This window comes from Phycicoccus sp. DTK01, assembly GCF_017312765.1.
Taxonomy (GTDB): Bacteria; Actinomycetota; Actinomycetes; order Actinomycetales; family Dermatophilaceae; genus Phycicoccus; species Phycicoccus jejuensis.
Map to the genome: position 1 here is coordinate 243,776 of NZ_BOPU01000002.1, position 26,729 is coordinate 270,504.

The 26,729-nt window shown below is 75.1% G+C and carries 31 protein-coding genes and 2 pseudogenes; 17 read left to right on the forward strand and 16 right to left on the reverse strand.

What is annotated here, in order from left to right:
- Positions 1-40 precede the first annotated feature (40 nt).
- Positions 41-1,462: a class II fumarate hydratase gene (fumC, locus tag J3473_RS04880; protein WP_030526260.1), complete on the forward strand. Its 1,422-nt coding sequence runs from the start codon at positions 41-43 to the stop codon at positions 1,460-1,462.
- A 97-nt stretch (positions 1,463-1,559) separates the two neighbouring features.
- Here fumC and J3473_RS04885 read toward each other — a convergent pair whose 3' ends face one another.
- From J3473_RS04885 to J3473_RS04895, 3 genes are all read right to left on the reverse strand, one after another.
- Positions 1,560-4,865, reverse strand: a complete 3,306-nt coding sequence (locus J3473_RS04885) for a DEAD/DEAH box helicase (protein ID WP_242525693.1) — start codon at positions 4,863-4,865, stop codon at positions 1,560-1,562.
- Between the two features lie 102 nt (positions 4,866-4,967).
- Complete coding sequence (locus tag J3473_RS04890) at positions 4,968-6,332, reverse strand: cell wall metabolism sensor histidine kinase WalK (RefSeq protein WP_207022155.1); 1,365 nt, start codon at positions 6,330-6,332, stop codon at positions 4,968-4,970.
- A complete protein-coding gene (locus J3473_RS04895) occupies positions 6,332-7,027 on the reverse strand; it encodes a response regulator transcription factor (protein ID WP_242525694.1) in 696 nt (231 codons plus the stop codon). The genes J3473_RS04890 and J3473_RS04895 overlap by 1 nt, the downstream gene beginning before the upstream one ends.
- A gap of 271 nt (positions 7,028-7,298) precedes the next feature.
- On the opposite strand from J3473_RS04895, the gene J3473_RS04900 reads away from it, so the two are divergent.
- The 4 genes from J3473_RS04900 to J3473_RS04915 all read left to right on the forward strand — a co-directional run bounded on the left by J3473_RS04900 (position 7,299) and on the right by J3473_RS04915 (position 10,081).
- Entirely contained in the window at positions 7,299-7,586 is a 288-nt protein-coding gene (locus tag J3473_RS04900) for a hypothetical protein (protein WP_207022157.1), read from the forward strand.
- On the forward strand, positions 7,587-7,850 hold the full coding sequence (locus J3473_RS04905) for a hypothetical protein (protein ID WP_207022158.1): 264 nt from the start codon (positions 7,587-7,589) through the stop codon (positions 7,848-7,850).
- Between the two features lie 189 nt (positions 7,851-8,039).
- Positions 8,040-8,603, forward strand: a complete 564-nt coding sequence (locus tag J3473_RS04910) for a TetR/AcrR family transcriptional regulator (RefSeq protein WP_207022159.1) — start codon at positions 8,040-8,042, stop codon at positions 8,601-8,603.
- Entirely contained in the window at positions 8,600-10,081 is a 1,482-nt protein-coding gene (locus J3473_RS04915) for an MFS transporter (RefSeq protein ID WP_207022160.1), read from the forward strand. The genes J3473_RS04910 and J3473_RS04915 overlap by 4 nt, the downstream gene beginning before the upstream one ends.
- An 80-nt stretch (positions 10,082-10,161) precedes the next feature.
- Here the strand turns inward: J3473_RS04915 and J3473_RS04920 are convergent, their stop codons facing one another.
- The 8 genes and pseudogenes from J3473_RS04920 to rpmB form a co-directional block, all read right to left on the reverse strand.
- Complete coding sequence (locus J3473_RS04920; protein ID WP_207022161.1) at positions 10,162-11,538, reverse strand: aspartate aminotransferase family protein; 1,377 nt, start codon at positions 11,536-11,538, stop codon at positions 10,162-10,164.
- A 52-nt stretch (positions 11,539-11,590) separates the two neighbouring features.
- Positions 11,591-12,202, reverse strand: coding sequence for a lipocalin family protein (locus J3473_RS04925; protein WP_207022162.1), 612 nt, complete (start codon positions 12,200-12,202; stop codon positions 11,591-11,593).
- A gap of 58 nt (positions 12,203-12,260) precedes the next feature.
- Positions 12,261-13,097 (reverse strand): annotated as a pseudogene (locus J3473_RS19705) (aldehyde dehydrogenase family protein); the annotation flags it as partial.
- A gap of 121 nt (positions 13,098-13,218) precedes the next feature.
- Positions 13,219-13,752 (reverse strand): annotated as a pseudogene (locus tag J3473_RS19710) (aldehyde dehydrogenase family protein); the annotation flags it as partial.
- 87 nt (positions 13,753-13,839) lie between these two features.
- Positions 13,840-14,361, reverse strand: coding sequence for a YbhB/YbcL family Raf kinase inhibitor-like protein (locus tag J3473_RS04935; protein WP_207022163.1), 522 nt, complete (start codon positions 14,359-14,361; stop codon positions 13,840-13,842).
- A 145-nt stretch (positions 14,362-14,506) separates the two neighbouring features.
- Positions 14,507-14,812, reverse strand: coding sequence for a 30S ribosomal protein S14 (rpsN, locus tag J3473_RS04940; protein WP_207022164.1), 306 nt, complete (start codon positions 14,810-14,812; stop codon positions 14,507-14,509).
- Positions 14,812-14,982, reverse strand: coding sequence for a 50S ribosomal protein L33 (rpmG, locus tag J3473_RS04945; protein WP_173027316.1), 171 nt, complete (start codon positions 14,980-14,982; stop codon positions 14,812-14,814). Before rpmG ends, rpsN begins: the two co-directional genes overlap by 1 nt.
- A complete protein-coding gene (gene rpmB / locus J3473_RS04950) occupies positions 14,982-15,218 on the reverse strand; it encodes a 50S ribosomal protein L28 (protein ID WP_207022165.1) in 237 nt (78 codons plus the stop codon). Before rpmB ends, rpmG begins: the two co-directional genes overlap by 1 nt.
- 94 nt (positions 15,219-15,312) lie before the next feature.
- On the opposite strand from rpmB, the gene J3473_RS04955 reads away from it, so the two are divergent.
- From J3473_RS04955 to ykgO, 4 genes are read left to right on the forward strand one after another with little or no spacing between them, the layout of a single operon-like run.
- Positions 15,313-15,567, forward strand: a complete 255-nt coding sequence (locus J3473_RS04955) for a type B 50S ribosomal protein L31 (protein WP_207022166.1) — start codon at positions 15,313-15,315, stop codon at positions 15,565-15,567.
- Positions 15,564-16,649, forward strand: a complete 1,086-nt coding sequence (locus J3473_RS04960; RefSeq protein WP_207022167.1) for a GTP-binding protein — start codon at positions 15,564-15,566, stop codon at positions 16,647-16,649. Before J3473_RS04955 ends, J3473_RS04960 begins: the two co-directional genes overlap by 4 nt.
- A gap of 37 nt (positions 16,650-16,686) precedes the next feature.
- Positions 16,687-16,854 (forward strand): 50S ribosomal protein L32, encoded by a 168-nt coding sequence (gene rpmF / locus J3473_RS04965; protein ID WP_207022168.1) that lies wholly within the window; start codon positions 16,687-16,689, stop codon positions 16,852-16,854.
- Positions 16,851-16,973, forward strand: a complete 123-nt coding sequence (ykgO, locus tag J3473_RS04970) for a type B 50S ribosomal protein L36 (protein WP_207022169.1) — start codon at positions 16,851-16,853, stop codon at positions 16,971-16,973. The genes rpmF and ykgO overlap by 4 nt, the downstream gene beginning before the upstream one ends.
- Positions 16,974-17,163: 190 nt before the next feature.
- Here ykgO and J3473_RS04975 read toward each other — a convergent pair whose 3' ends face one another.
- Both J3473_RS04975 and J3473_RS04980 read right to left on the reverse strand, forming a co-directional pair.
- Positions 17,164-17,442 carry an HU family DNA-binding protein gene (locus J3473_RS04975; protein WP_030526270.1) on the reverse strand — a complete coding sequence of 93 codons (279 nt, stop codon included), beginning with the start codon at positions 17,440-17,442 and terminating at the stop codon, positions 17,164-17,166.
- A 74-nt stretch (positions 17,443-17,516) separates the two neighbouring features.
- On the reverse strand, positions 17,517-18,509 hold the full coding sequence (locus J3473_RS04980) for a small ribosomal subunit Rsm22 family protein (protein ID WP_242525695.1): 993 nt from the start codon (positions 18,507-18,509) through the stop codon (positions 17,517-17,519).
- Positions 18,510-18,553: 44 nt separating this feature from the next.
- On the opposite strand from J3473_RS04980, the gene J3473_RS04985 reads away from it, so the two are divergent.
- Both J3473_RS04985 and J3473_RS04990 read left to right on the forward strand, forming a co-directional pair.
- Positions 18,554-19,276 (forward strand): response regulator transcription factor, encoded by a 723-nt coding sequence (locus tag J3473_RS04985; protein ID WP_207022170.1) that lies wholly within the window; start codon positions 18,554-18,556, stop codon positions 19,274-19,276.
- Positions 19,273-20,412, forward strand: coding sequence for a cell wall metabolism sensor histidine kinase WalK (locus J3473_RS04990; RefSeq protein ID WP_207022171.1), 1,140 nt, complete (start codon positions 19,273-19,275; stop codon positions 20,410-20,412). The genes J3473_RS04985 and J3473_RS04990 overlap by 4 nt, the downstream gene beginning before the upstream one ends.
- A gap of 13 nt (positions 20,413-20,425) precedes the next feature.
- Here J3473_RS04990 and J3473_RS04995 read toward each other — a convergent pair whose 3' ends face one another.
- The gene (locus J3473_RS04995; RefSeq protein WP_207022172.1) at positions 20,426-21,130 is read right to left on the reverse strand and encodes a DUF2202 domain-containing protein; all 705 of its coding nucleotides are present in this window, start codon (positions 21,128-21,130) and stop codon (positions 20,426-20,428) included.
- Positions 21,131-21,348: 218 nt separating this feature from the next.
- Between J3473_RS04995 and trxA the strand changes: the two genes are divergently transcribed.
- From trxA to J3473_RS05025, 6 genes are all read left to right on the forward strand, one after another.
- Positions 21,349-21,717 (forward strand): thioredoxin, encoded by a 369-nt coding sequence (gene trxA / locus J3473_RS05000; RefSeq protein WP_030526272.1) that lies wholly within the window; start codon positions 21,349-21,351, stop codon positions 21,715-21,717.
- A 95-nt stretch (positions 21,718-21,812) separates the two neighbouring features.
- Positions 21,813-22,073, forward strand: a complete 261-nt coding sequence (locus J3473_RS05005; RefSeq protein WP_173027326.1) for a metal-sensitive transcriptional regulator — start codon at positions 21,813-21,815, stop codon at positions 22,071-22,073.
- Between the two features lie 13 nt (positions 22,074-22,086).
- Positions 22,087-22,710, forward strand: coding sequence for a bifunctional 2-polyprenyl-6-hydroxyphenol methylase/3-demethylubiquinol 3-O-methyltransferase UbiG (locus J3473_RS05010; protein WP_207022173.1), 624 nt, complete (start codon positions 22,087-22,089; stop codon positions 22,708-22,710).
- Positions 22,711-22,769: 59 nt separating this feature from the next.
- The gene (locus tag J3473_RS05015) at positions 22,770-22,931 is read left to right on the forward strand and encodes a hypothetical protein (RefSeq protein WP_207022174.1); all 162 of its coding nucleotides are present in this window, start codon (positions 22,770-22,772) and stop codon (positions 22,929-22,931) included.
- Positions 22,932-23,207: 276 nt separating this feature from the next.
- A complete protein-coding gene (locus J3473_RS05020) occupies positions 23,208-24,041 on the forward strand; it encodes a hypothetical protein (protein WP_207022175.1) in 834 nt (277 codons plus the stop codon).
- Positions 24,042-24,069: 28 nt separating this feature from the next.
- A complete protein-coding gene (locus J3473_RS05025; protein WP_242525696.1) occupies positions 24,070-24,789 on the forward strand; it encodes a hypothetical protein in 720 nt (239 codons plus the stop codon).
- On the opposite strand, the gene J3473_RS05030 is transcribed toward J3473_RS05025, so the two are convergent.
- Both J3473_RS05030 and J3473_RS05035 read right to left on the reverse strand, forming a co-directional pair.
- Complete coding sequence (locus J3473_RS05030) at positions 24,764-25,396, reverse strand: class I SAM-dependent methyltransferase (RefSeq protein WP_207022176.1); 633 nt, start codon at positions 25,394-25,396, stop codon at positions 24,764-24,766. The genes J3473_RS05025 and J3473_RS05030 overlap by 26 nt on opposite strands.
- Before the next feature lie 140 nt (positions 25,397-25,536).
- A complete protein-coding gene (locus J3473_RS05035) occupies positions 25,537-26,583 on the reverse strand; it encodes an alcohol dehydrogenase catalytic domain-containing protein (protein WP_207022177.1) in 1,047 nt (348 codons plus the stop codon).
- Positions 26,584-26,729: the final 146 nt, after the last annotated feature.

Consider the following 26,729-nt stretch of genomic DNA (forward strand, 5'->3'; position numbering starts at 1 on the left):
GACCGGCGAGTTCACACGCGTTCGGAGGGAGAGTGGAGGGATGAGCACGCAGCCCGAGGCCGTCGGCGGGTCCACCCGCACCGAGCGCGACACGATGGGGCCGGTCGAGGTGCCGGCCGACCGCTACTGGGGGGCGCAGACCCAGCGCAGCCTCGAGCACTTCGACATCGGCCGCGACACCTTCGTCTGGGGGCGCCCCGTCGTCCGCGGGCTCGGGCTGCTCAAGAAGGCCGCGGCCCTGGCCAACGCCGAGCTCGGGCTGCTGCCGCAGGAGGTCGCCGACGCCGTGGTGCGGGCCGCGGACGAGGTCGCGCGCGGCGAGCTCGACGACCACTTCCCGCTCGTCGTCTTCCAGACCGGCTCGGGCACGCAGTCGAACATGAACGCCAACGAGGTCGTCGCCAACCGCGCGGTCGAGATCCTCGGCGGCGAGCTCGGCTCCAAGGACCCGGTCCACCCGAACGACCACGTCAACCGCAGCCAGTCGAGCAACGACACCTTCCCGACGGCGGTCCACGTCGCCGTCGCCCTCGAGCTGGCCGAGCGGCTGCACCCGGCGGTCGACGCCCTCTGCGCGGCCCTCGACGCCAAGGCCGCCGAGCTCGGCGACGTCGTCAAGGTCGGGCGCACGCACCTCCAGGACGCGACGCCGGTCACGCTCGGCCAGGAGATCGGCGCGTGGGCCGGGCAGCTGCGCGAGGCGCAGGCCGACGTCCGGTACGCCGGCGAGCGGGTGCTCGCCCTCGCCATCGGCGGCACTGCGGTCGGCACCGGGCTCAACGCCCCGGCCGCGTTCGGCCCCACCGTCGCCCGTCACCTCGAGGCCGAGACGGGGCTCGCCTTCCGGCAGGCCGACAACCTGTTCGTCCAGCTCGCCGCGCACGACGCGCTCGTCGCGGTCTCGTCGTCGCTGCGGACGCTCGCGGGCGGGCTCATGAAGCTGGCCAACGACGTCCGCTGGCTGGCGTCGGGGCCGCGCACCGGCATCGGCGAGCTGCGCATCCCCGAGAACGAGCCGGGGTCCTCGATCATGCCGGGCAAGGTCAACCCCACCCAGTCCGAGGCGATGACGATGGTCGTCACGCGGGTGTTCGGCAACGACGCGACGGTCGGGTTCGCCGGCACGCAGGGCAACTTCCAGCTCAACGTCTTCACGCCGGTCATGGCGCACGCCGTGCTCGAGTCGGTACGGCTCGTCGCGGACGCCTGCCGCTCCTTCCGCGAGCACTGCGTCGAGGGTCTCGAGGCCGACCGCGAGCGCATCGCCGAGCACCTCGACGCCGACCTCATGCTCGTCACCGCGCTCGCGCCGCACATCGGCTACGACGCGGCGGCGGCCATCGCGAAGCAGGCGCACCGCGACGGCTCGACGCTGCGCGAGGCGGCGCTCGCCTCCGGGCACGTCACCGACGAGGACTACGACCGGTGGGTCGTCCCCGCCGCGATGACCCGCCCCGACTGACCCCCGCCTCCCCTCTCCCGCACCGCGAACGCGTGTGAGATCGCCGGAGAATCCCGGCGAGTCAACACACGTTCGTGGAGAGGAGGGGCGCGAAGTCTCAGCCGGAGAGGAGGCCGCGCAGGTCGTCGGCGGTGAGGGCCCGGCTCATCGCGCCGCCCTCGTCGACGACCCGCGTGAAGAGGTCGCGCTTGCGCTCCTGGAGGGCGACGACCTTCTCCTCGACGGTGCCGCGCGAGACCAGCCGGTAGACGTTGACCGGCCGGGTCTGGCCGATGCGGTGCGCGCGGTCGATGGCCTGCGCCTCGGCAGCCGGGTTCCACCACGGGTCGAGGACGAAGACGTAGTCGGCCTCGGTCAGCGTGAGGCCGAACCCGCCGGCCTTGAGCGAGATGAGGAACACCGGGGCGTCACCGTCGCGGAAGGCGGCGATCCGGTCGGCGCGGTCGCGGGTGCGGCCGTCGAGGTACTCGTAGGCGATGCCCTCGGCCTCCAGCCGGCGCCGGACGATCGCGAGGAAGCCGGTGAACTGCGAGAACACCAGCGCCCGGTGGCCCTCGCCGGCGAGCTCGGTGACGTGCTCGACGAGCGTGTCGACCTTGGCGGACTCGGCGAGGCCGGCGTACTCCTCGTCGACGAGCGAGGGGTCGAGCGACATCTGCCGCAGCGCGGTGAGCGCGCGCAGCACCGCCATCCGGTTGCCGTCGAAGTCGTCGATGAGCCCCAGCAGGCGCTGGCGCTCGCGCTGGAGGTGCCGGTCGTAGACGGCACGGTGGCGCGGGTGGAGGTCGACGGTGAGGACCTGCTCCTGCTTGGGCGGCAGCTCGCGGGCCACGGCCTCCTTGGTGCGCCGCAGCATGAGCGGGCGGACGCGGCGGCGCAGCAGGGCCAGGCGCTCGGTGTCGCCGTCTCGCTCGATGGGGGTGGCCCACTGCTCCTTGAACGCCCCCGGCCGCGGGTGCAGCCCCGGCGCGACGATCGACAGCAGGGACCACAGGTCCATCAGCGAGTTCTCGAGCGGGGTGCCGGTGATGGCGAACTTCGCCCGCGCGCTGAGCCGCCGCACCGCCTGGTAGGTCTTCGCCTGGTGGTTCTTGACGAACTGCGCCTCGTCGAGGACGACCGCCGACCACTCGCGCGAGCGCCACGACTCGCCGTCGATGCGCGCGACGGTGTACGAGGTGATGACGACCTGCGCGTCGCCGACGGCCGCCGCGAGCGAGCGCCCGTCCTTGCCGCGGGTGCGGTCGACGACGACGGTCCGCAGCGACGGCGCGAAGCGCGCGGCCTCACCGGCCCACGTCGAGAGCACCGACGTCGGCGCGACGACGAGCACGGGGTGCTCGAGCTCGCCGCGCTCGTGGGCCCGCAGGACGAGCGCGAGCATCTGCATCGTCTTGCCGAGGCCCATGTCGTCGGCGAGGACGCCGCCGAGACCGCAGTCCCACAGCAGCGACAGCCAGCGGAAGCCGTCGACCTGGTACGGGCGCAGCGTCGCCTGGAGGGCCGCCGGCACCTCGGCCGGCTCGACGCCCTCGCCGTCGACGAGGCGGCCGACGGTGCGCCGCCAACGCTCGCTCTGCTCGTCGACGACCCCGAGCGCCGCGAGCTCCTCCCACAGGCCGACGTGCACCGCCGAGATGCGCAGCGGGTCGGTCGGCTTGTCCTGCAACGAGCGGGCCTCGTCGACGAGCCGGCGCAGCGTCTCGAGCTCGGGGCGGGCGAGCGAGAACCACGTGCCGGAGTCGAGGATGAGGTGCTCGTGGCCGCGGGCGATCGCCTCGATGAGCGGCGCGAGCGGGACGTCCTCGCCGGCGACCGTGACCGAGATGTCGAGGTCGAACCAGTCGGTGGAGGCGCCACCACCGCCGCCCGGGCCGTCGCTCGTCGACACCTGGATGAGCGGCGCCTCGTCGACCTCGGTGTACTCGGCGACCTCGCCGTGCACCTCGACGTCGAGGAACGGCAGCTCCTCGAGCACCGGCAGCAGGCGGCTGAAGGCGATGGTCGTGAACGCGTGCAGGCGCAGCTCGGGGACCAGGCGCGGGTGCTGCGCGACGACCTGCCAGAGGACGTCGAGGTCGGCGACCTCCGGGACGGCGCGCAGCTCGTCGACGAGCCGGCGCTCGGCGCCGTGGTCGCGCATCGGGTCGGGCTCGTCGGAGCCGAGCGGGACGTGCACGCCGGTCGGGCCGCCGTAGCGGTAGCCCCAGCGCAGGTGGGTGCGGTGCCCGGGCTCGACGGTGACGTCGAGGGCCAGGCGCGGCGGCACGGCGTCCGGCAGGTCGAGCTCGTCGGAGAGGCTGCGGACCCGGGCCTTGCGCCGCAGGGCCGGGAGGTGCGTGACGGTGAAGCGGGCCCAGTCGGCCTCGGGGACGTCGACGACGCCGAGGTCGAGCAGGCGCTGCCGGGAGCCGTCGAGCGGCTCGGTCAGCGCGCCGAGGACGAGGGTGCCGTCGTCGCGCAGCCAGAAGCCGGTGGCCGGCGAGCCGACGAGGTGGGTGTCGGTGCCGGGCTCGACGGGCAGGTCGAGGCGCGGGTGCAGCGTGGCGCCGTCGGCGGTGCGCTCGATGTCGACGACGAGCTCGGCGGGGTCGGAGGCGAAGGCGACGTGCCCCTCGCCGGTGAGGTCGGTGAGCAGCCGGACACCGGCGCGGTCGGCCGAGCGCAGCAGCGACACCCAGCCGCTGCCGAGGTGGTCGAGGAGGATGGCGTCGGGCATCCGGCCGTAGCCGAAGGCCCGGACCGAGCGGCGGTGCGCGTCGGCGATGGCGGTCAGCGCGTCGACGTGGTCGTCGGAGTAGGTGACCCGGCCGTAGCCGTAGTAACCGCCGGCGAAGCTCTCCCAGGAGACGCCGGTGCGGATCCAGGCGCCGCGCACGCCCGGGACGACCGGGCGCAGCCGCAGCTGGGCGCGCCCGGTGTCGTCGGCGACGCGGGCCCGTCCACCGGCGGGCGCCGCGTCCTCGATGAGCAGGCCGACGGGGGTGACGTGCCGGGGGACGTCGTCGGTGAGGACGCCGCCGAGCGCACGCTCCCACGCGGGCCGGGGCTCGTCGCCGGGGGCGGCAGGGGTGGGGTCGAGCTCGCGGACGCGGGCGGCGACCGCGACCGCGTGCTTGCAGTCGCTGGCGACCGGGCACGAGCACTCGCTGTGCCAGCGCCGCACGGAGCGGGTGCCGACCGACTCGCTGGGCCGCAGCGCGACCTCGGTCGTGTACGTCTCGCCCTGGCTGCCGCCGACCCATCCGGTGGCGTGGGCGCCGTCGGAGGACACGTGGACGTCGACGACGCGGCCCTCGCGCGCGTACGCGAGCCCGCGCGCGACGGTGACGGTGCCGCAGACGTCGCCGAGCTCGCGGTTGGTCAGCTCGGCGAGCCGTCCGGCGGTGACGACCCGGGCCACGGGCACCCTCCTCCCACGGGAACGGTCCGTCCCCTGGCGCGACGGACCCGAACACCCCACCGTACGTCGGCGGACCGACATCCGCCGACTCCGTCCACAGGGTCAGGCCGGTCGGTCGGGGAGGTCCAGGACGAACGTCGTGCCCACCCCCGGCGTCGACGCGACCGACACCGTGCCGCCGTGCGCGCGCGCCACCGCGTCGACGACGGCGAGCCCGAGCCCGGACCCCCCGCTGCCGGAGCTGCGGGAGCGGTCGACCCGGTAGAACCGCTCGAGCAGGTGCGGCAGGTGCTCGGCGGGGATGCCGGGCCCCGCGTCCGAGACCTCGATGCGCACCCACCCCGGCACGGCGTGCAGCCGCAGCGCGACCGGGGTGCCCGCCGGCGTGTGCCGGACGGCGTTCGACGTCAGCCCCACCACGGCCTGGGTGACGCGGTCGCGGTCCGCGGCGACGACGAGCCGATCGGGTGCCTCGAGGGTGACGACGCGGTCCGGCGCGACGACCCGCAGGTCCGAGGCGACGTCGCGCAGCACGGCCGCGAGGTCGACCGGCTCGCGTCGGAGCGCGTCCGGCGACTCCAGCCCGGTGAGGTCGAGCAGGCCGTCGACGAGCCGGCGCATCCGGCCGGCCTCGTCGCCGATGCGCCGCATCGCGTCGTCGACCTCGGCGCGGCCCGCCGCGTCGAGCGGGCCGGCCGGGCGGGCGGCGTGCAGCGCGGCGTAGCCCCCGACGGTCGTCAGCGGGGTGCGCAGCTCGTGCGAGGCGTCGGCGACGAAGCGGCGCATCCGCTCGTTGGTGGCCGTCGTCGTGTCGATCATCGTGTTGAGCGCCTCGCCGAGCCGGGCGGCCTCGGTGCCGGGCGGCCCCGGCGGGACGCGGCGGGCGGTGTCACCGGCGGTGATGGCGCCGGCGGCCTCGGTCATCGCGGCGATGGGCCGCAGCCCGAGCCGGTCGACCCACCAGAGCAGCAGGCCGACGAGCACCGCCGCGACGAGGCCGGTCAGCCCGAGCGTGACGGCGAGGCGGCGCGTCGCGACGTCGGCCGGCGTGGTCGGCACGGCGATGACGGCCTGCGCGCGGCCGTTGGGCAGCGTCACCGTCACCACGCGCACGTGCTGGGCGGTGCCGGCCTCCGTCGCACGGCCCTCGGGCGTGGGCACCTGCTCGCCGGGGCCGAGCGCGGGGACGAGGTCGGGGTCGTCCTGGGGGGCGAGCACGGTGGTGAGCCGCCCGTCGGCGGTCATCCGGCCGACGTAGACGTCGCTGAGGGCCGCGGTCGCGACGGCTCCCTCGGCGCGCTGCGACGCGAGGAGGACGGCACGGGGGTTCTGCGCGAGGGCCGCGATCTCGGCGTCGAGCCGCCCGACGAGGAAGGCGCGCTGCACGACGACGACCGCGCTGCCGGCGACGACCGCGACGACCGCCAGCACGGCCGCGGCGACGAGCAGCCGGCGGCGCAGCGTCATCAGGGCTCCCGGACGGTGTAGCCGACCCCGCGGACGGTGTGCAGGAGCTTGGGCTCGACCGTGTCGACCTTCTTGCGCAGCGTCGAGACGAAGGACTCGATGATGGCGCTCTCGCCCGCGAAGTCGTACTGCCACACGTGGTCGAGGATCTGCGCCCGGGTGACGACCCGGCCGGCGTTGACGAGCAGGAGCCGCAGCAGGCTGAACTCGGTCGCCGTGAGGTGGACCTCGGTGTCGCCGCGCCAGACGCGATGCTGGTCCTCGTCGAGGACGAGGTCGTGGACCCGGTGGCGCGCGCTCGGAGCGGCCGCGGTGCCGGCGCGGCGCAGCGCGACGTGGACCCGGGCCACGAGCTCCTCGAGGGCGAACGGCTTGGTCACGTAGTCGTCGCCGCCGCTGGTCAGGCCGCGCACCCGGTCGGCGGTGTCGCTGCGGGCGGTGAGGAAGAGGACCGGGGTCGTGCTGCCCGTCGCGCGCAGCCGCCGCAGCACCTCGAAGCCGTCGAGGTCGGGGAGCATCACGTCGAGGACGACGACGTCGGGGCTGGTGCGGGCGGCCGCGGCCAGCGCCTCCTCGCCGCTCGCCGCGGCGGTCACGTCCATCCCGGCCAGGCGCAGGGCCGAGGTGACGAGGTAGGCGATGTTCTCCTCGTCGTCGACGACGAGGACGCGCGGGGCGGGGGTGGGGTCGGCCACGGGGCCCACGGTCCCACGGCGGGGTCGCGCCCGTCTGGAGGAAACCTCGGGACTTCCTGAAGACGCTCGTCCCTCGCCCCCTCCCCGACTTCTTGCGAGTTCCGCCGCTCGACACGCCGCGCCGCGGCGGGTCGAGCGGCGGAACTCGCAGTCAGTGCGGTTGTCGGGACGTGGTCTTCAGGAAGTCGCGAGGTCGGCCTGCGGTGGCCGCGAGGGTCGGCGCGCATCGTCGTCACCGTCAGCACAGGACCCATCCCGCAAGGAGCCCCCGATGCCCGCCCTCCGCACCTCCCTCGTCGCGCTCGCCGTCGGCGGCGCCGCCGTGACGACCGGTGTCGTCGCGACGACCGCCGCGTCCGCCGCCCCCGCCCCGGTGGCCGCCGTCGATGCCGTCAGCGCCGCGAGCTCCGAAGACGCCGGACCGCAGGCGCGCATCCACCCGGGCCGCGCGTGGTGGAAGAAGCTGAGCGACACCCAGCGCCAGTGCCTCGAGGACGCGAAGGTCAGCCGACCGGTCGGTCCGCTCGACGACGCCGAGAAGGCCGCGCTGCGCGAGTAGGTGACCGCCGCCGCGCAGACGTGCGGTGTCGAGCTGCCCTTCCCGAGGGCGCGCGCCTTCTGGGACGGCCTGAGCGACACCCAGAAGCAGTGCCTCGACGACGCGAAGGTCACCCGCCCCTGGGGGCCGATGACGAAGGAGCAGCGTCGCGCCGTCCGGTCCGACCTGCGCGCGGCCGCGGAGAAGTGCGGCGTCGAGCTGCCCCAGAAGCCGGCCAACCGTGCGCCGGCCTCCTCCCCCACCCCGGCGCCGTCGGCCTCCTGACGCACGGCGCGGGCTACACCGCAGTAACGGTCGCCACAGCGGCACGTACTGCGGTGTAGCCCGCATCCGGGGCGCGGCGGTCGGGTGCCGATGGCGTCGGAAGCGGTCGCAGGACCCAGGGCGGTTTGAGATTCTCGTGTCGCACATGAGACAGTGATGTCTCATCACGACGACGAGAGGAACCGACCGATGGCCGCCGACCGCCACCACGTGCTGGCCGCCGCCCAGCGGGTGCTCAACACCGACGCCTCGGCGTCGATGGGCGCCGTCGCCGAGGCCGCCGGCATCAGCCGGGCCACGATGCACCGCCACTTCGACTCCCGCGAGGCCCTCCTCGTCGAGCTCGGCACCCGGTCCCTCGACCAGTGGGAGCGGCGCCTCGACGACGCCGACGTCGAGGGGGTGGCCGCCACGGGCGACGCCGACCGCCTGCGCGCCACGCTCGAGACGCTCGTGCTCGGCTACGTCGAGGACTCCGACCGGTTCGGGTTCGCCCTGACCGACCAGGTCATCCTCGCCACCGGGGAGCTGGTCGAGCGCACCCGCCTGCTCGAGGACCGCGAGTCGGTCCTCCTCGCCGCCGCGCAGCGGGCCGGTGTGCTGCGGGCCGACCTGCCGCTGCGCTGGTTCGGGGCCGCCATCTACGGCCTGCTCGTCGCCGCGCGCGAGTCCGTGCGCGTCGGTGACGTCGCCCGTCGCGACGCCGGCCGGCTCGTCCTGTCGACCCTCTTCTCGGGGGTGGTCGCGCCATGACCGTCCTCGTCCCGCCCCGCGCCCGCACCACCGCCGACCCCCGCCGCTGGTGGGCGCTGGCCGTCCTCGCGGCGAGCCTGCTCGTCGTCGTCATGGACATGACCATCCTCAACGTCGCGCTGCCCGGCATGACCGAGGAGCTCGGCCTCGGCTCGGTCGCCCAGCTGTGGGTGGTCGACGCCTACGCGCTGGCGCTCGCCGGCCTGCTCGTGCCGGTCACCGCCCTCGGCGACCGGTGGGGGCGCAAGCGGATGCTCGTCGCGGGCTACGGCGTCTTCGCGGCCGGCTCGGTCGCGGTGCTCTGGGCCGACAGCGCGTCGGCGGTCGTCGCGATCCGCGCGGTGCTCGGGCTCGGCGGGGCGATGGTCATGCCCTCGACCCTGTCGCTCATCCGTGCGCACTTCCCCGACGCCCGCGAGCGGACGCTCGCGCTGAGCATCTGGGGTGCGACCGCGGCGCTCGGTGCCGCGGTCGGGCCCGTCGTCGGGGGCGCGCTGCTCGAGGCCTTCAGCTGGCACTCCGCCTTCCTCCTCAACGTCCCGCTCATGCTCCTCGCGATCGTCGCTGCCGTCCGGCTGCTCCGCGAGGACCGCTCGGGGCGCCCGGGCCGCATCGACGCGGCCGGGGTCCTCCTCTCGGCGGGCGGGATGACCGCCGCCGTCTACGCGGCCAAGCAGCTCGGCAAGCACGGCCCGACCCTGCCGACGCTCGTCCTGCTCGTGGTCGGGGTGCTCGCGCTGGCCACCTTCGCCCGGAGGTCGCTGGCCTCCGACCGGCCGATGCTCGACGTGCGCCTGTTCGCCCGGCCGACGCTGCGGGCCGGCGTCGTCGCTGCGCTCGCGAGCAGCGCCGCGATGGCCTCGGTGCTCTTCGTCGGCAGCCAGTGGCTCCAGCTCGTCGAGGGGTGGAGCCCGCTGGAGTCGGGTGTCGCGCTCCTGCCACTGGCCGTGGGCGCGATGGTCGCCTCGCCGTTCGCCCCGGCCCTGGCCGCGCGGACGAGCCCGCGACTCGTGCTGACGGGCGGTCTCGGGGTGCTCGCCACGGGGCTGGCGCTGCTGGCGGTCGTCCCCGCGACCTACCCCTGGGTCGCGGTCGCTTTCGCCGTGGTCGGCCTCGGCACCTCCGCGCTCGGCCTCGGCTCGGCCCTCATCATGGGCGCGGCCACGGACGCCCAGGCCGGCTCCGCGGCGGCCGTCGAGGAGATCACCTACGAGCTCGGAGCGGTGCTCGGCATCACCTTCCTCGGGAGCCTGGTCGGTGCGGTGTACCGCGCGGGCCTGCCCGCCGACGTGGGCGGCGCCGCGCGGGAGTCCGTGGCCGGAGCGGTGGGTGGGCCGTCCTTCGGCGTCGCCTCCGACGCGTTCGTCACCGCCTTCGCGGCGGTCGGCGCCGTCGGGGCGGTGCTCACCGCGCTCGCGGCGCTCGCGGTGTGGCGCCTCGTGCCGGCGGGGCTGACGCTCGACGACGCCCACCACTGACGCCGACGCGGGCTACACCGCAGTACGTGTCGCCACAACGACACGTACTGCGGTGTAGCCCGCGCTGCGAGCCCTCGGGGTCAGGCCGTGACGTGGGCGTCCGCGACGGCGAGGGCGCGGTCGAGGATGTCGAGGCCCTCGGTGAGCTCCTCGGCGGTCGTCGTGCACGGCGGCACGACGTGCAGCCGGTTGAAGTGGGTCATCGGCCACAGGCCCTCGGCCTTGCACGCGGCCATCAGCTCGCCCATCGGCTTCGCGGACTCGCCCGAGGCGTTGTAGGGCACGAGCGCCTCGTTCGTCGTCGCGTCCTTGACGAGGTCGAGCGCCCAGAACATCCCGAGGCCGCGGACCTCGCCGACCGAGGGGTGCGCGGCGCGGATCTCCTCCAGGCGCGGTCCGATGACGGTGTCGGCCATCTTCCGGACGTGCTCGAGGATGCCCTCCTCCTCGAAGATCCGCATCGACGCGACGGCCGAGGCGCAGGCCAGCGGGTGGCCCGAGTAGGTGAGGCCGCCGGGGTAGGGGCGGTCGTCGAACGTCGCCGCGACCTTGCTGGACATGACGACGCCACCGAGCGGCACGTAGCCGCTGTTGACGCCCTTCGCGAAGCAGATGAGGTCGGGCGCGAGGTCCCAGTGGTCGACGGCGAACCACTCGCCGCAGCGCCCGAAGCCGGCCATCACCTCGTCGGCGATCCAGAGGATGCCGAACTCGTCGCACAGCTCGCGGACGCCGGCGAGGTAGCCGTCCGGCGGCACGAGGATGCCGTTGGTGCCGACGACGGTCTCGAGCATGATCGCCGCGATCGTCTGGGGCCCCTCGACCATGATCGTGTCGCGCAGGTGCTGCAGCGCGCGCTCGCACTCCTGCTCCGGGGAGGTCGAGTGGAACGCCGACCGGAAGGGGTAGGGGCCCCAGAAGTGCACGAACCCCGGTGCACCCGGCTCGGAGCCCCAGCGGCGCGGCTCGCCGGTCGCGAGGATGGAGCCGCTCGTCGCGCCGTGGTAGCTGCGGTAGGTCGTGAGGATCTTGTGGCGGCCGGTGTGGATGCGCGCCATCCGCATCGCGTTCTCGGTGGCCTCCGCGCCGCCGTTGGTGAAGAAGACCTTGTCGAGGCCCTCGGGGGCGCGCTCGGCGATCATCCGCGCGGCCTCGGAGCGCGACTCGTCGGCGAAGCTCGGCGCGATGGTGCACTGCCGGGCCGCGGCCTCCTGGATGGCGGCGACGAGCTTCGGGTGCTGGTAGCCGATGTTGACGTTGACGAGCTGGCTCGAGAAGTCGAGGTAGCGCTTGCCCTCGAAGTCCCAGAAGTACGAGCCCGACGCGCCGGCGATCGGCAGCGGCGCGATCTGCGCCTGCGCGGACCACGAGTGGAAGACGTGCGCGCGGTCGTCGCGCGCGACCTGGGCGCCCTTCTCGCTGTCGGGCTGGACGTCGGGGGAGGCGAACTCGGTCATCGGGCGGCCTTTCGGGGTCGGGCTGAGGCGAACTGGTCGGGGTCGGTGTGCGTCAGGCGGTGCGGCGGTACGGACGTGTCGTGCGGGTGGTCCAGTCGGCGACGAGCAGCGGGTCGAGGTCGAAGCCCTGCTCCTCGGCCCAGGCGAGGTGCGCCCCGACCGCCGGTGAGCCCCAGGCGTGCTCGTCGCGGGCGAGCATCCAGAGGGCGGAGCGGTCGGGTGTGCCGACGAGCGCGGTGGAGTAGTCGTCGGCGAGGCGCATCACCCAGTAGTTGCCCTCGGACGACACCGGCACGAAGCGGACGAGGCCGCCGAAGCGCACCCGCAGCCGGTCCTTGCTCTCCTCGGCGCCCTCCGCCGGGGTGGCCGAGCCGTCGATGGAGTGCTCGAGCTCGTCGCCGCGGTGGCTCTCGTTGTGCACCCCGACCGAGCCGTCGTCACGCAGCGTGTACTCGGCGATGCTCACCGTCGCGTCGTCCTGGAAGGTCATCGGCAGGCGGGCGAGCTCGTACCAGCGGCCGGCGTACCGGGCGAGGTCGACGGACCCGGCCGTGGGCGGCGGCGGGCGGTCGTCGCCGCGGACGAGGCCGACGACGCGGTCGACCGCGCCGGTGACGATGTTCGCGGCGGTGCGCAGGGGGTCGCCGGGCAGCAGCTCGCTCATCCCCTCACGGTAGGCGAGGAGGCCCGGCGCGCGCCCGCCCGGAGCGGACGGCGCCACGTCAGCCCGGCAGCGTGAAGATCGTGCGGTGCCACGGCTTGTGCGCCTCGCCGGTGATGTCGTGCATGACGTGCTTGACGTTCGTGTACTCGTCGAACGAGTACGCCGACATGTCCTTGCCGAAGCCGGAGGACTTGTACCCGCCGTGCGGCATCTCGCTGATGATCGGGATGTGGTCGTTGACCCACACGCAGCCGGCGGCGATCTCGCGGGTCGCGCGGCCGGCGCGGTAGGTGTCGCGGGTCCAGGCCGAGGCGGCCAGCCCGAACTCGGTGTCGTTGGCGAGCCGGATGGCCTCGTCGTCGTCGTCGAACGGGACGACGACGAGCACCGGGCCGAAGACCTCGTCGCGCCAGATCTCGGAGTCGAGCGGCACGTCGGCGACGACGGTCGGCGCGTAGTAGCAGCCCCGGGCGAGGTCGCCGCCGGGGGTGGCGCCGCCGCGGACGACGCGGGCGTACCCGCGGGCGCGCTCGACCATCCCGGCGACCTTGTCGAGGTGTGCGCGCGACGACAGCGGGCCGAGGTCGGTGGCCGGGTCGGCCGTCGGGCCCATCCGCACGGAGCCGTAGAGGTCGGCGACGCCCCGGACGAACTCGTCGTAGACGGAGCGGTGGACGATGGCCCGCGCTGCGGCGGTGCAGTCCTGCCCGGCGTTGATGAGGTTGCCGGCGACGGCGCCGTGGACCGCGGCCTCGAGGTCGGCGTCATCGAACACGACGAACGGCGCCTTGCCCCCGAGCTCGAGGTGGACGCGCTTGCCGGTGGCCGCGGCCGTGGCCATGACCCGGCGGCCGACGGCGGTCGAGCCGGTGAACGACGTCATCGCGACACCGGGGTGGGCGACGAGGTGCTCGCCGGCGACCGGCCCGGTGCCGGTGACGACGTTGACGACCCCGGGGGGGCGCGCCGGCCTCCGTGAAGGCCTCGGCGAAGGGGAGCGAGGTCAGCGGCGTGATCTCGGCCGGCTTGAGGACGATCGTGTTGCCCGCGGCGATCGCCGGCAGCACCTTCCAGGCGGCCATCTGGAGGGGGTAGTTCCACGGGGCGATCGAGCCGACGACGCCGATCGGCTCGCGACGGATCGTGCTCGTGTGGTCGGCGGAGTACTCGCCGGTGGCCATCCCGTCGAGGCGGCGGGCTGCGGCGCCGAAGAACGCGGTGTTGTCGACGGTGCCCGGCACGTCGAACTCGCGCGCGAGGCGGATCGGCTTGCCGGCCTGGCGCGACTCGAGCTGCGCGAGCTCCTCCGTGCGCTCGTCGAGGAGGGCCGCAGCCTTGAGCAGGACGGCCGAGCGCTCGGCCGGGGTCGCGCGCGACCAGTCGGCGTAGGCGGCGGTCGCGGCGTCGACCGCGGCGTCGACGTCGTCGGTGCCGGCGAGGACGACGGACTCGACCACCTCGTCGGTGCCGGGGTCGAGGACGTCGAAGCGCTCGCCGGTGCTGCCGGTCCGCCGCTCACCGGCGATGTACTGGTGCATGCCGGCGAGCATACGGGTGCGCCCCCGCTGCCGGAAAGGGCAGCGGGGGCGCGATGGGACGACGGATTCCGTCGCGACGGGGCGCGACGGCTGGTCGCATCAGTGCTGGTAGGTCCCGTGGATGACGGCTCGGCCGAGGGTCTTGAAGGCGAGGTTGAACGAGACGACGGCCGGCGAGGCGTCGGCGTCGACCCCGAGCGTGGGCTCGGAGACGGCGTGCACGACGAGGTAGTAGCGGTGCGGCACGTCGCCCTCGGGCGGGGCGGCGCCCGTGAAGCCGTGCTCGCCGCCGTCGTTGCGGACGTGGAAGGCCTTCCCGGGCAGCTCCCCCGCCGCGGCGCCGGCCGGCAGCGACGTGACGTCGGCGGGCACGTCGACGAGGACCCAGTGCCAGAAGCCGGACGGGGTGGGGGCGTCCGGGTCGAAGACGGTGATGACGTAGCTCTGCGTGCCCTCGGGGGCGCCGCTCCAGGAGACCTGCGGCGAGGTGTTCCCCTGGTCGGCGACCTGGTCGTCCTTGAGGGGCGCGCCGTCGGTCACGTCCTCGCTCGTCACCGTGAAGGACGGGACGGCGGGCAGCATCTCGTACGGGTTCGGGGCGGTGGGGCGCTCGAGGCTCATGCGGTCATCTCCTGCGACGTCGGGGGAGTGTGGTCCTTCGGGCCAACCCCGCGACGCTCCCACTTATTGCGAGCTCGGCCGCTCGACACGCCTCTTGGCGGCGTGTCGAGCGGCCGAGCTCGCAACACGTCGAGAGGGAGGCGGGTCACCAAGAGCTCTTGGTGACCCCCGGCAGCTCGCCACGGTGGGCCATCTCGCGCAGCCGGACCCGCGAGAGCCCGAACCGGCGGTACACCGCCCGCGGCCGGCCGTCGACGACGTCGCGGCTCACGAGCCGGGTCGGGGAGGCGTCGCGGGGGAGGCGCTGCAGCCCGAGCCGGGCCGCAGCGCGCTCCTCCTCGCTGGCGCGCGGATCGGTGGCCGCCCGCTTGAGGGCGGCCCGTCGCTCCGCGAACCGGGCGACGACCGCGCGCCGCCGCTCGTCGGCGACGCGCAGGCTCCGCTTGGCCATCAGCGCGACTCGCGGAACTCGACGTGCCGGCGGACCTTCGGGTCGTACTTGCGCAGGACGAGCCGCTCGGGGTCGTTGCGCCGGTTCTTCTCGGTGACGTAGCTCGTGCCCGTCCCCGCGCTCGAGCGCAGGATCACCTTCGGGCGGACGTCGGCGGACTTCTTCGCCATCAGAGCTTCACTCCCTTCCGGAGCAGGTCGGTGACGACCGCGTCGATGCCGCGGGCGTCGATGGTCTTGATGCCCCGGGCGGACACCGTGAGCCGCACGAACCGGCCCAGGCTCGGCACCCAGTAGCGCTTGTGCTGGACGTTGACGTCGAACCGGCGCTTCGTGCGGCGGTGCGAGTGCGAGATGCGGTGGCCGAAGCCGGGGGTGGCTCCGGTGACCATGCACGTGCGGGACACGGGTGGGACCTCCTGGGTGGTTGCGGTGGCGCGGCCACCATGACATAGAATGAGAACCGTTATCAAACTATTCCCGACCCGGAAGGAGGGGCGCGTGCGTCCCGGCATCCACCCGCGCTACGAGCAGGTCGTCTTCCGCGACCGCTCGACCGGCGCGGTGTTCCTCACCCGCTCGACCCGCGTGCCCGAGGCGACGGTCGAGCTCGACGGCGCGACCTACCCGGTCATCGACGTCGAGGTCTCGGCCGACTCCCACCCGTTCTGGACCGGACGGGCCCGAACCCTCGACAGCGAGGGCCGTGTAGAGCGGTTCAACCGTCGCTACGGCCGGCGCGGGAGCGCGTCGTGAGCCGCGTCCCGGTCTTCCTCGTCACCGGCCTCGACGCCGACTCGATGGCCGCCGCGACCATCGGCCTGCAGTTCGACCTGCCGGATGCCGTCGTCGTCCGGCACGACCTCGACGCCGCGGCCGGGCACCTCGTGCGGACCGTCTCGGACCTCACCGGGCTGCTCGAGCGCGAGGTCGTGCCGCTCGAGCACGCCTGCTCCAGCTGCGCCGTGCGCGAGGACGTCCTGCCGACCCTGGAGCGCCTCGGCTCCCTCGGGCGCTGGGGCGCCGTCGTCGCCCACCTGCCGGTGGCCGCGGACGGGCTCTCGGTCTGCCGCGTCCTCGGCTGGGACCCCGCGGTCGCCCCGAGCGTGCGCATCGCCGGGGTCGTCGCGGCCCTCGACGGTGCCCGCGTCCTCGACGACGTCCTCGGCGACGAGATCCTCCCCGAGCGCGACCTCGGGACGCTCGGGACCGACCGGCGTGGGGTGGGCGAGGTGCTCGGCGGGATGGTCGAGTACGCCGACCTCGTGGCCCTCTTCGGCGAGACGCCCGATGCCGGGGTCCAGCTGGTCACCCACCTCGTGCGCCCCGGCGCCCTCGTGACCCGCGACTGGCCCGGGCTGCGGGCCGAGCAGCTGCTGCCGGGCCTGCACGACCACGACGCCACCGAGGCGTGGGTCGGCGAGGTCCACGACGGCCCGAGCCGCGCCGCCGAGGGGCACCACGTGTGGAGCCTCGAGCTCATCGCCGACCGGCCCTTCCACCCGCAGCGCCTCCACGACCGCGTCGACGTCCTCGGCGGCGGCCCGTTCCGTTCGCGCGGGTGCTTCTGGCTGGCCAGCCGGCCGGGCGCCATCGGCGTCTGGGACGGCGCGGGCGGGCAGCTGAGCGTCGGCCTCCAGGGGGAGTGGGGGCGCTCCCGGCCGATGACGCGCCTGCTCGTCACGGGCCTGCGGGAAGACGACGCGCGCGAGGAGCTGCGCCGCGTCTTCGTCGAGTGCCTGCTCACCGATGCCGAGCTCGCGGCGCGCGGCCCGTACTGGGACGTCGCCGACGACGGTCTCGAGCCCTGGCTCGGACCCATCCGCCGGGTCGCCTGACCCGGTCGACCACCCACCCGAGAGAAGGAGGCCCGCCGTGGCCGTCCCCAAGCGCCGCACGTCGCGCAGCAACACCCGTCACCGCCGGGCGAGCTGGAAGGCCGCCGTGCCCGACCTCGTCCCCGTCACGGTCGACGGCCGCGAGGTCGTCGTCCCCCGTCGCCTCGTCCGGGCCGTCGCCGAGGGGCGGGTGGAGGTGCGATGAAGGTGCGCGCGAGCATCCGGTCGCTCAAGAACGCGCCCGGGTCCCAGGTCGTGCGTCGGCGCGGCCGGGTCTACGTCATCAACCGCCAGAACCCGCGCTTCAAGGCGCGCCAGGGCTGAGGGCCCTCGGCGGCGGCCCGCGCGTCGCCCGACACAGGATTTCGTCCGCGAGACCCCGGCTCCGAGCCGGGGTCTCGCGGACATTTCGGGGTGACCCCGAAAAGGGGAGACGCGAGGGGCTCGTGGGGCGGGGACGCGAACGGGGCGCCGACCGGGTGGTCGGCGCCCCGTTCGGGCGTGTGCTGCTGCGTCAGCCGTTGACGGCGCGCTTGAGCTGCGCGGCGGCCTTGAAGCCGACCGACGTCGACGCGGCGATCTGGATCTCGTCGCCGGTCTGCGGGTTGCGGCCGGTGCGGGCGGCGCGCTCGCGGGTCTCGAAGCTGCCGAAACCGGCCAGCTTGACGTCCTCGCCCTTGGCGAGGTGCTCGACGACCACGTCGAGGGCCGCGTTGATGATCTCCTCGGCGGCGGACGCGGAGACGTCCGTGCGCTGCGAGACGGCCTGGGCGATGTCCTTCTTGGTCGACATGGGACCTTTCCTCGTTGTCGTGTGGTGCTGAAGTTCCGACGCTACCGCCGGGGTGTGTCCGGCGGCGTCAACGGTCAGTCTGCCGGGTCCGTTCCCCCATCGGGCCACTGGTCCCCCCACCCGGCGTGGCGCGCGGCCCGGTACCGCGGGCCCTGACGCCTGCTGACGACCTCCGCGGAGGCGCTCCCGTCGGCCCGGCACAGCTCCAGCCGGACCAGTCCCTTGCGCGTCTGCGGATGCCGCAGCACACGTCCCGCGGGCAGGTCGGCGGGAGCCGGTCCACGTCGGGCGACGACGTACGACACCTTCTCGTCCTCGTGGCCGAGCGCCGCCCCCTTGAGCCGGCGGTGCAGCGCCGTACGGTCGAGCCGGACGGCCAGGTGGCACCAGTCACCGGCCGCCGCGAGGGGGCAGGCGAGCTCGTGCGGGCACGGGGCGACGACGTGCCAGCCGACCGCGAGCAGCCGGTCGCGCGCCGCGACGACGGCCGCGAACCCCCGCGGCGTCCCGGGCTCGACGACCGCCACGACGTCCGCGGCGGCCGCGGCCGCGTCGACGACCCGCTCCTGCAGCCCGGCGTCGAGCTCGCCCAGCAGGTAGGCGACGGTCGCGAGGTCGGCCGCCGGCAGCGCGGCGCCGTCCCTGAGGTCCCGCCGCGTCCAGCGGGCGCCGATCACCGCGGGCGGCCCGTGGCGCCCCACCGCCTGCCCCACCGCCAGCGCGTCGGCGGAGCCGTCGACGACCTCCACCGACGCCAGCCCCTCGAACGCCTCCGCCACCGCCCACGCCGCGGCGCCCGTGCCGCCCCCGACGTCGACGAGCGAGCGCGGGGCGAGGTCGGGGGCGACCTCGAGCGCGTACCGCAGGACGCGCGCGACGGCGGCGTGCGTCGCCGGCATCCGGTAGGCGGCGTAGGCGGGGGCCGCCACGCGGTCGGCCAGCACCTGCTCGGCCGGCGGCCTCCCGGACCGGTACACGTCGATGAGCCGGGTCGTCGCCCGGCGCAGGGCCTCGGCGTCGGCGCCGTCGAGGACGGCCTCGAGGGCGCGGTTCAGCGGAGCGGGCACGCCCCATCCTCCTACGCTGGAGGCGGTCCCCCGCAGGAGGTCGGATGTCGCGTCGCATCCTCGTCGTCGACGACGAGCCCGAGATCCGCACCGTGCTGCGCGCCTACCTCGAGGCCGAGGGCCACCACGTCGCCGAGGCGGCCACCGGCGCCGAGGCGCTGCGCCGGGCGCTCGCGACGGACGGCAGCGCCCCCGACCTCGTCCTGCTCGACATCGGCCTGCCGGACGTCGACGGCCTCGACGTGCTGCGGACGCTGCGTCGCTCGTCGGACGTCTACGTCGTCCTCGTCACTGCGCGCGCCGAGGAGGTCGACACGCTCGTCGGGCTCGCGACCGGGGCGGACGACTACGTGACCAAGCCGTTCAGCCCGCGCGAGGTCGTCGCCCGGGTCCGGACCGTGCTGCGCCGCAGCCGTACTGCCGACGACCCCGGCGCGTCGGCCGACGACGGCGTCCTGCGCCTCGACGGCCTCGAGCTGGACCCGGCCCGCCGCGAGCTGCGCGTCGACGGGCGCGACGTGCGCCTCTCCGCCCTGGAGTTCGACCTCCTGCAGGCGCTCGCCGCCTCTCCCGGACGGGTGTTCAGCCGGGCCCAGCTCCTCGAGGAGGTCTGGGGCTACGACTTCTACGGCGACCCCCGGGTCGTCGACGTGCACGTCCGCAGCATGCGCCGCGCGCTCGGCGACGACGCCGCCGACCCGAGGGTCATCGGCACGGTGCGCGGGGTCGGCTACAAGCTGCTGCTGCGTCCGGAGGGGGAGCCGTGAACCGCGTCGCCGTCCGCCTCGTCCTCAGCCACCTCGTCGTCGCCCTGCTCGGCGGGCTCGCGACCGTGCTCGTCGTGCGCGCGCTGACGCCGGTCATCTTCGACCGGACGGTCGGCATGGGCGGGATGATGACGGGCCGCGGCCCGGGCTCCGGTACGCAGCAGCAGGTGCGCACCCAGGTCGCCGACGCGGTGACGCAGGCCATCGGCGTCGGGCTGCTCGTCGGCGTGGTCGCGGCTGCCGGCTTCGGGGCGCTCGCGGCGACGCGCCTGGTCCGCCCGCTGCGCCGGGTGGGGGAGACGACCCGGCTCATCGCGCAGGGCCGGTACGACGTGCACGTGGAGCCGCCGCGCGAGCAGGAGCTCGCCGCGCTCGCCGACGACGTCAACACCCTCGGCCGCGCGCTCTCGGAGACCGAGGCCCGGCGGACGCGGCTGCTCGGCGAGGTCGCCCACGAGATGCGCACACCGCTCACCGTCGTCGACGGCTACGTCGAGGGGATGATCGACGGCGTCCTGCCGACCGGCCCGGAGCAGCTCGGCAAGGTCGCGGACGAGGTCCGGCGGCTGCGCCGGCTGGCCGAGGACCTCTCCGCGCTCTCGCGGGCCGAGGAGGGCCGGCTCGCGCTGGAGCCCCGCCCGACGGACCTCGCGGCGCTCGTCACCGCGGCGGGCGAGCGGCTGCGGCCCCAGGCGGAGGACGCCGGCCTGGACCTCGTCCTCGTCGTGGGCGGACCGGTGGAGGCGGTCGTCGACCCGGACCGCGTCGCCCAGGTCGTGACCAACCTCGTCGGCAACGCGGTGCGCGCCACGCCCGCCGGCGGTCGCGTCGAGGTGGCGGTGCGGGCCGCGTCCGGGAGCGCCGTCGTCTCCGTCGAGGACACCGGGGAGGGCCTGGCCACCGAGGACCTCGAGCGCGTCTTCGAGCGCTTCTACCGGGTGCCCGGGCGTCGCCGCGCGGGTGCGGACACGGGGTCGGGCATCGGCCTGACGATCGCGCGCGACATCGTCCACGCCCACGGCGGCGACCTCGTCGCGACCTCGGACGGCCCCGGGCGGGGTGCCCGCTTCGAGGTGACCCTGCCGCAGCAGGGAGACGGCAGGGTCACGCGCGGTCCGGCCGGGCCCGGGGCCTGATCCGGGGGCTGGGTCAGCCGGCGTCGAGCATCGGGCAGTCGCCCGTCCCGGAGGTCCCGGCGCCGTCCCCGGCGCCCCGGCCCCCGCGGCCGGACATCATCCCGCCGCGACCCCGGCCGGCGGTCCCGTCGGAGGCCCCGGGGCCGGACATCATGCCCGTGACGGTCTGCCCGTCGGCCGCGGCCGTGAAGGCCCGCAGGTGCATCTGCGACCCGCGGACGAGGCGGCCGAGGACGGCGTCGACGTCGCTCGGGAGGTCGGCGGCGATGGTCTTCTCGAGGTCGGCGATGTCCCGCTGCTCGAGCGCGACGCCGACGTCGTACGCGTCGTCGAGCGAGCGCCGGGCCTGGGCCCACCAGGTGTCGTAGAGCTGCTGCACGGCCGGGTCGGCGTAGTGCCCGGCGGCCGAGCCGTCGGCGGGGTCGGCGACCCCGTAGCGGTCGAGCAGGCCCGACACCGCGTCGAGGTGGCGCTGCTCGCTCGTCGTGATGCGGCTGAACGGCAGGGCGTCGTCGTAGCGGTCGGCGATGGCGGCGTAGAGGTCGCGGGCCATCCGCTCCTCGTCGCTCGCGAACCGCAGCGCCTCGGTGAGGGCGGGGGTGGCGGTGGCGGTCCCCGCGGTCGGGGTGGCGGCGGAGGACTGGCCGGCGGCGATCCCGACGGCGAGCAGGGCTCCGGCCCCGATCGCGGCGAGGGTGGCGGTGCGGGTGCGTCCCATGGTGTGCTCCTGGGGGTCGGTCGGATGGTGATGACCCATGGCACCGCGGGCGTGTGAAGCGCCCCGGACGGCCGGTGTGAAGCCTTCGTGAAGGTGCCCGCGGGGATGAACTCGCGCCTCCGGGGCGTTCTCCCTCTCGACAGCGCGTCCGGGAATATACCCATAGGGGTATCCTGTTGACCGATCCGAACCCGTTCCCCCGACTCCGAGGAGCTGACATGGCCACCGTGGACCTCACGGCCGAGACCTTCGAGAAGACCGTCACCGACGAGGGCATCGTGCTCGTCGACTGGTGGGCGTCCTGGTGCGGCCCGTGCCGCCAGTTCGCGCCGACCTACGAGAAGTCGAGCGAGGCGCACGACGACATCACCTTCGGCAAGGTCGACACCGAGGCCGAGCAGGCGCTCGCCGGCGCCGCGCAGATCACCTCGATCCCGACGCTCATGGGCTTCCGCGACGGCATCCTGGTCTTCCGCCAGGCCGGTGCGCTGCCGCCCGCCGCGCTCGAGCAGGTCGTCGAGGGCATCAAGGGCCTCGACATGGACGAGGTCCGGGCCCAGGTCGCGGCCCAGTCCGACGCGAACTGAGCGTCGCCTCCGTGTCCGCACCCGCTCGCCCCGCGTCGGGTACCGCGGGGGGTACGCTCGACGCCTCGTCGTCGATCGCCCCCGGAGGCCCCAGCATGGAGCTCGACCCCACCGAGATGCAGGCCGTCGTCAAGCGGCTCAAGCGGGCGCAGGGCCAGATCGGCGGCATCCTCAAGATGATCGAGGACGGCCGTGACTGCCAGGACATCGTCACGCAGCTCGCCGCCGTCTCGAAGGCCCTCGACCGGGCCGGCTTCGCCGTCATCGCCCTCGGGCTGAGGCAGTGCATCACCAACCCCGAGGCCGGCTCGATGGACGTCGAGTCGATGGAGAAGCTCTTCCTCTCGCTCGCCTGACCGGGAGGTGGTGGTGGACTCGCTCGCCTGGGACGCCCGGTACTCGGGCTCCGACCTCGTCTGGTCGGTCGGCCCGAACACGTTCGTCGAGGAGCTCGTCGGGCCGATGGCGCCGGGCTCGGTGCTCGACGTCGCCGCGGGCGAGGGCCGCAACGCCCTCTGGCTCGCCGAGCGCGGATGGGACGCCACGTCGGCCGACTTCTCGCCGGTCGCCGTCGAGCGGGCCCGCGACATCGCCGGCCGGCGCCTCGGTGCCGACGCGGGACCCTTCCGGGCGGTCGTCGCCGATGCGCTCGAGGCTTCGCCCGCGGCGCCGTCCGGTGACGGCTACGACCTCGTCCTCTTCGCGTACCTGCAGCTGCCGGACGCGCAGTGGCGCCGGGCGCTGGCCCGCGGGGTCGAGGTCGTCCGGCCCGGCGGCACCGTGCTCGTCGTGTGCCACGCCGCCCGCAACCTCGCCGACGGCGTCGGCGGGCCGCAGGACCCCGGCGTGCTCCACGACCCGGACGACGTCGTCGCCGCGGCGGCGGACCTGCCCGTCGAGGTCGTCTCGTCCGATCTGCGTGAGCGGGTCGTCGACGGCGCCGACCGCCCGGCCCTCGACGCGGTGGTCCTCCTCCGTCGGGTTGCCGACTAATTACCCCCGGGGGTATGTTGTCGGTCGACCCCGAGCTTTTGTCCCCGAGGAGGACCCCCATGTGCCGAGCCGTCAGCTGCCGCAAGTGCGGCAAGACGACGTGGGCCGGCTGCGGCCAGCACGTCGACCAGGTGATGCGCGGCGTGCCGTCGTCCGACCGCTGCCAGGGCCACGAGGGCGAGCCGAGCACCGGCTTCCTCGGCAAGCTGTTCGGCCGCTGAGCCGCTCCGACCGCCGCGCCACCCCGTCGGGTGGCGCGGCGTCATCGTGCTCGGGGTGATGGCCGCCCCGCCGCCGATGGTGTCGACGGTGGCGCCGAACGTGGGGTGATCACCCCACCTCCCGCGCCACGGAGCCGGCCGCGGCGACCACCACGGTGCGCATCCTGCGGGTCGACCCTGGTTCGTCCCTGACTCGTCGTCGCGGCCCGTGACTTCTCCCGAGCCGTCGAGCAGGCTTCCCTACGCCGCACGATCCCGATGTGGAAGGACCCCCGAGTGACCGCCTCGCCCGCACCCGTCACCCCGACCGCCGCCGACCCCTCGCCTCGTCATCGCCGCCCGTGGGTGGCGGTGCTCCTCACCGTCGCGGTCTTCACCGTCCCGGCCGGCGTGGTCGCCCTGCGGGGTTTCGGCGGCGAGCCGGCCCTGCGGTCCGCGGTCGTCTCGGCCTTCGTCGGCGCCGACCTGTCCGCCCCCGTCGCGGGCTCGTCGGACCTCGCGGCGCTGGTCGCGACCTGGCGGGAGTTCCACCTCGTCAAGTCGCTGCTCGCCGGCCTGCTCGTGCTCGCCCTCGTGGGTCTCGTGTCATCGGTGCGCCGACGGGCCGAGGCGTCCGAGCCCGGCCGCCGGCGCTGGGTGATGCGGTCGGCCTACGCCGGCGCGGTGGTCTGGCTGCTCGGGGCGCTCACTCTCCTGCTCGCCAACCTCCAGGGCGCGGCGGCGCCGTTCGCGTCCGTGGCGTCCTTCCTCCCACCCGGCGGCACCGGCGCCGTCGGTGGGGTGCTGGGCGACCTCGGCGGAGCGCTCGAGGCCGGCCCCCCGTCGTCGGTCGGGGGTGTCGCCGGGGCGCTGCTGCGCGACTTCACCTGGTACCACGCGGTGTTCGCGGTCCTGGCCGCCGTGACCGGCACGGCACTCTGCGTCCAGGCCGTCCGCGCCGGGTGGCGCCGGTGGCGCCTGCGTGGCTCGGGGTCGGTCGGGCAGCCGACGTGGCTCCTGCGGGCGGGTCTCCTCGGTGGCGCCGGTGCGGTCTTCCTGCTGCTCGCGCTCGCCAACGTCAGCACCTGGCTCCGACCCGTCCCCGCCCTCGTGGCCTCGCTCGGCGGCTGACGCCGCACACGCACACAGGAGACGCACCATGAGCACGACCTCCAGCCCCGCCCTCTCAACAGCCCCGGCGCCGGCCCGCGTCTCGGGGTCGACCCGGCTGGTCGGCGGCGCAGCGGTCGCCGTCGCGGTCGGGATCGTCGTCGAGAACGCCGTGCTGGCAGCGGCCGGTGCCCCCGGGTACGACGCACCGATCGGCGAGGTGGTCGCCTACTACGCCGCGCAGCGCGGTCCGGTCGCCGTGGGCACCGGCGTCGTGGCCCTCTACCTGCCCCTGCTGCTCCTGCTCGTGACGGGCCTGCGCGACCTCGTCGAGCGGCGAGGTGGGGCGGGCGCCCTCTGGTCGCGCCTCGCCGTCGCCGCCGGCGCGTCGGCGGTGGCCGTCCTCGTGCTCGTCAACGTGCTCCAGGTGGGGCTGGCGCTGTCCGCGGACGCCGCCCTCGGGCCGTCGCCCGCCGCCGAGCTCGTCTGGCGAGCGCACGCCGCCGCCTTCGCCCTCGCCCTGCCGATGCTCGGCGTCACCTCCGTCGCCACGGCCCTCGCGGCGCACGCGAGCGGGTTGACCGGGTCGTGGCAGCGCGGGCTCGGCCTCGCCGGTGGGGTGTTGATGCTCCCGGCCGGCCTCGCGACCGTCGCGGTCGCCGACGGCTCGCCCCTGCTCTTCGTCGGCCTCCTCGGCCTCGTCCTCTGGCTCGTGTGGCTCGTCGTGACGGGCGTGCGGCTCCTCAGGTGGGGCGGGCGGAGCCGGTGACGAACCAGCCCCAGGCGCGCATCGGGCCGGGGGCGATGTAGCGGGCCCGGTCGAGCGTGACCTCGAAGCCCGCCGCCTCGATGACCCGCGGCAGGTCGCGGTCGACGTGGCAGCCGCCGGCCATCCGCCCCCACACCGGCTGGACGAGGCGCTGAAGCCGAACCGTGCCGGGGTCGGGGGCGAGCGAGTGCTCGACGAAGTGCAGCGCGCCGCCGGGTCGCAGCACCCGCCGGGCCTCGGCCAGGGCGTGCTCGACCTCGGGCACCGTGCAGAGGGCCCACGCGGTGACGACGGTGTCGACGGAGCCGTCGGCGAGCGCGGAGAGGTCGGCGGCGTCGGGGGAGACCCGCTCGACCGGCCGGCCGAACGCGGCGACGCGCGCCGACGCGAGCTCCCAGGCGAGGTCCGAGGGGTCGGCGACGAGCACACGGGTGACGGCGACCGGGTAGTGCTCGAGGTTCGGGCCGGAGCCGAACCCGATGTCGAGCACGACGCCCTGCGCCCGCGCGCACACCGGGGCCCGCCAGCGGTCGACGTCCGCGCCCTGGCAGGCGCGGTGCGTCAGGCGCGGCAGCACCCGCTCGTCCCACCACCGGCGCGGTCCCATGGGGCCAGTCTGGCGCGTCGGGCGGGACGGTGCGAGTGTGGCTGGGGTCACTGCGTCGCATACGCGGCGGGGTATAACCTCGAGACGTCCGGACGATCACGGACGGCGTCGGGCCGGGTGGTCTGCCCGGCGCCGTTCGGTCAGCGGGTGGGGTCGACGAGGACCATCCCGCGCGAGCCGGCCTCGCCCATCCTCGCGAGCAGTGTGCCGGCCTTGGCGAGCCCGACCGGGTCACCGGGGGCCAGGAGCGCGCCGAGGTCGAGGCGTCCGCCGGCGACGTCGTCGAGCAGGACCGCGTAGTCGGCGGCGGCCATCCCGTGGCTGCCGAGCACGTCGAGCTCCCAGCCGATGACGCGTTCCATCGGGACGGTTGCGGCGGGCGGCAGCAGTCCGACCTGGACATGTCGGGCGCGGCGTCCGAGGGCGAGGATCCCGGTGCGGCAGGCGGCGGGTGACCCGACGGCCTCGATGCCGACGCGCACGCCGCCGTCGGACCAGTCGGCGACGGCCGCGACGAGCTCGGCCGGGTCCAGCGCCGCGTCGAGGGTGAGCTCGGCGCCGAGGGCCTCGGCGCGGGCGCGGGAGGCGGGGTCCGGGTCGGTGGCGGCGACGCGCGCCCCGGCGGCGACGGCGATCGCGACGGACGCGAGCCCGACGCCGCCGCATCCGCTCACGAGGACCGTGTCGCCGGGCGCGACCCGACCGCGCGCGACAACGGCCCGGTGGGCGGTGGCGACGCGGCAGCCGAGGCCGGCGGCGACCTGCGGCGGGACGTCGTCGGGGAGGGCGACGAGGTTGGTGCCGGCGGCGTGGACGACGACGCGCTCGGCGAAGCACCCGGGGTCGGTGAAGCCCGGCTGGCGCTGGTGGGGGCAGACCTGGCCGTCGCCGGCCGCGCACGTGGGGCACGCCCCGCAGGCCTGGACGAAGGGGGCGGTAACGGGACGGCCGACCCACGCGGGGTCGACGCCGTCGCCGACCGACTCGACGACGCCGGCGAGCTCGTGCCCCGGCACGTGGGGGAAGGTGGCGATGTCGTCGTCGTGGCCCATCCAGCCGTGCCAGTCGCTGCGGCAGAGGCCGGCGCTGAGGACCCGGACGACGGCGCCGCCCGCCGGGGCGGTCGGGTCGGGGAGCTCGGTGACCCGCAGGGGCTCGCGGAAGGCGTCGTAGACGAGGGCTCGCACGAGGCCAGCCTGCCAGCGGCAGGCGGGTCGAGGTGAGACGCGACCACCAGGGGGTCGGTCTTCACCTCGACCCGGGTGTGGCTGCCTGCATCGAGGTGAAACCCGACCACCTGAAGGTCGGACATCACCTCGACCCGCGACGGCCA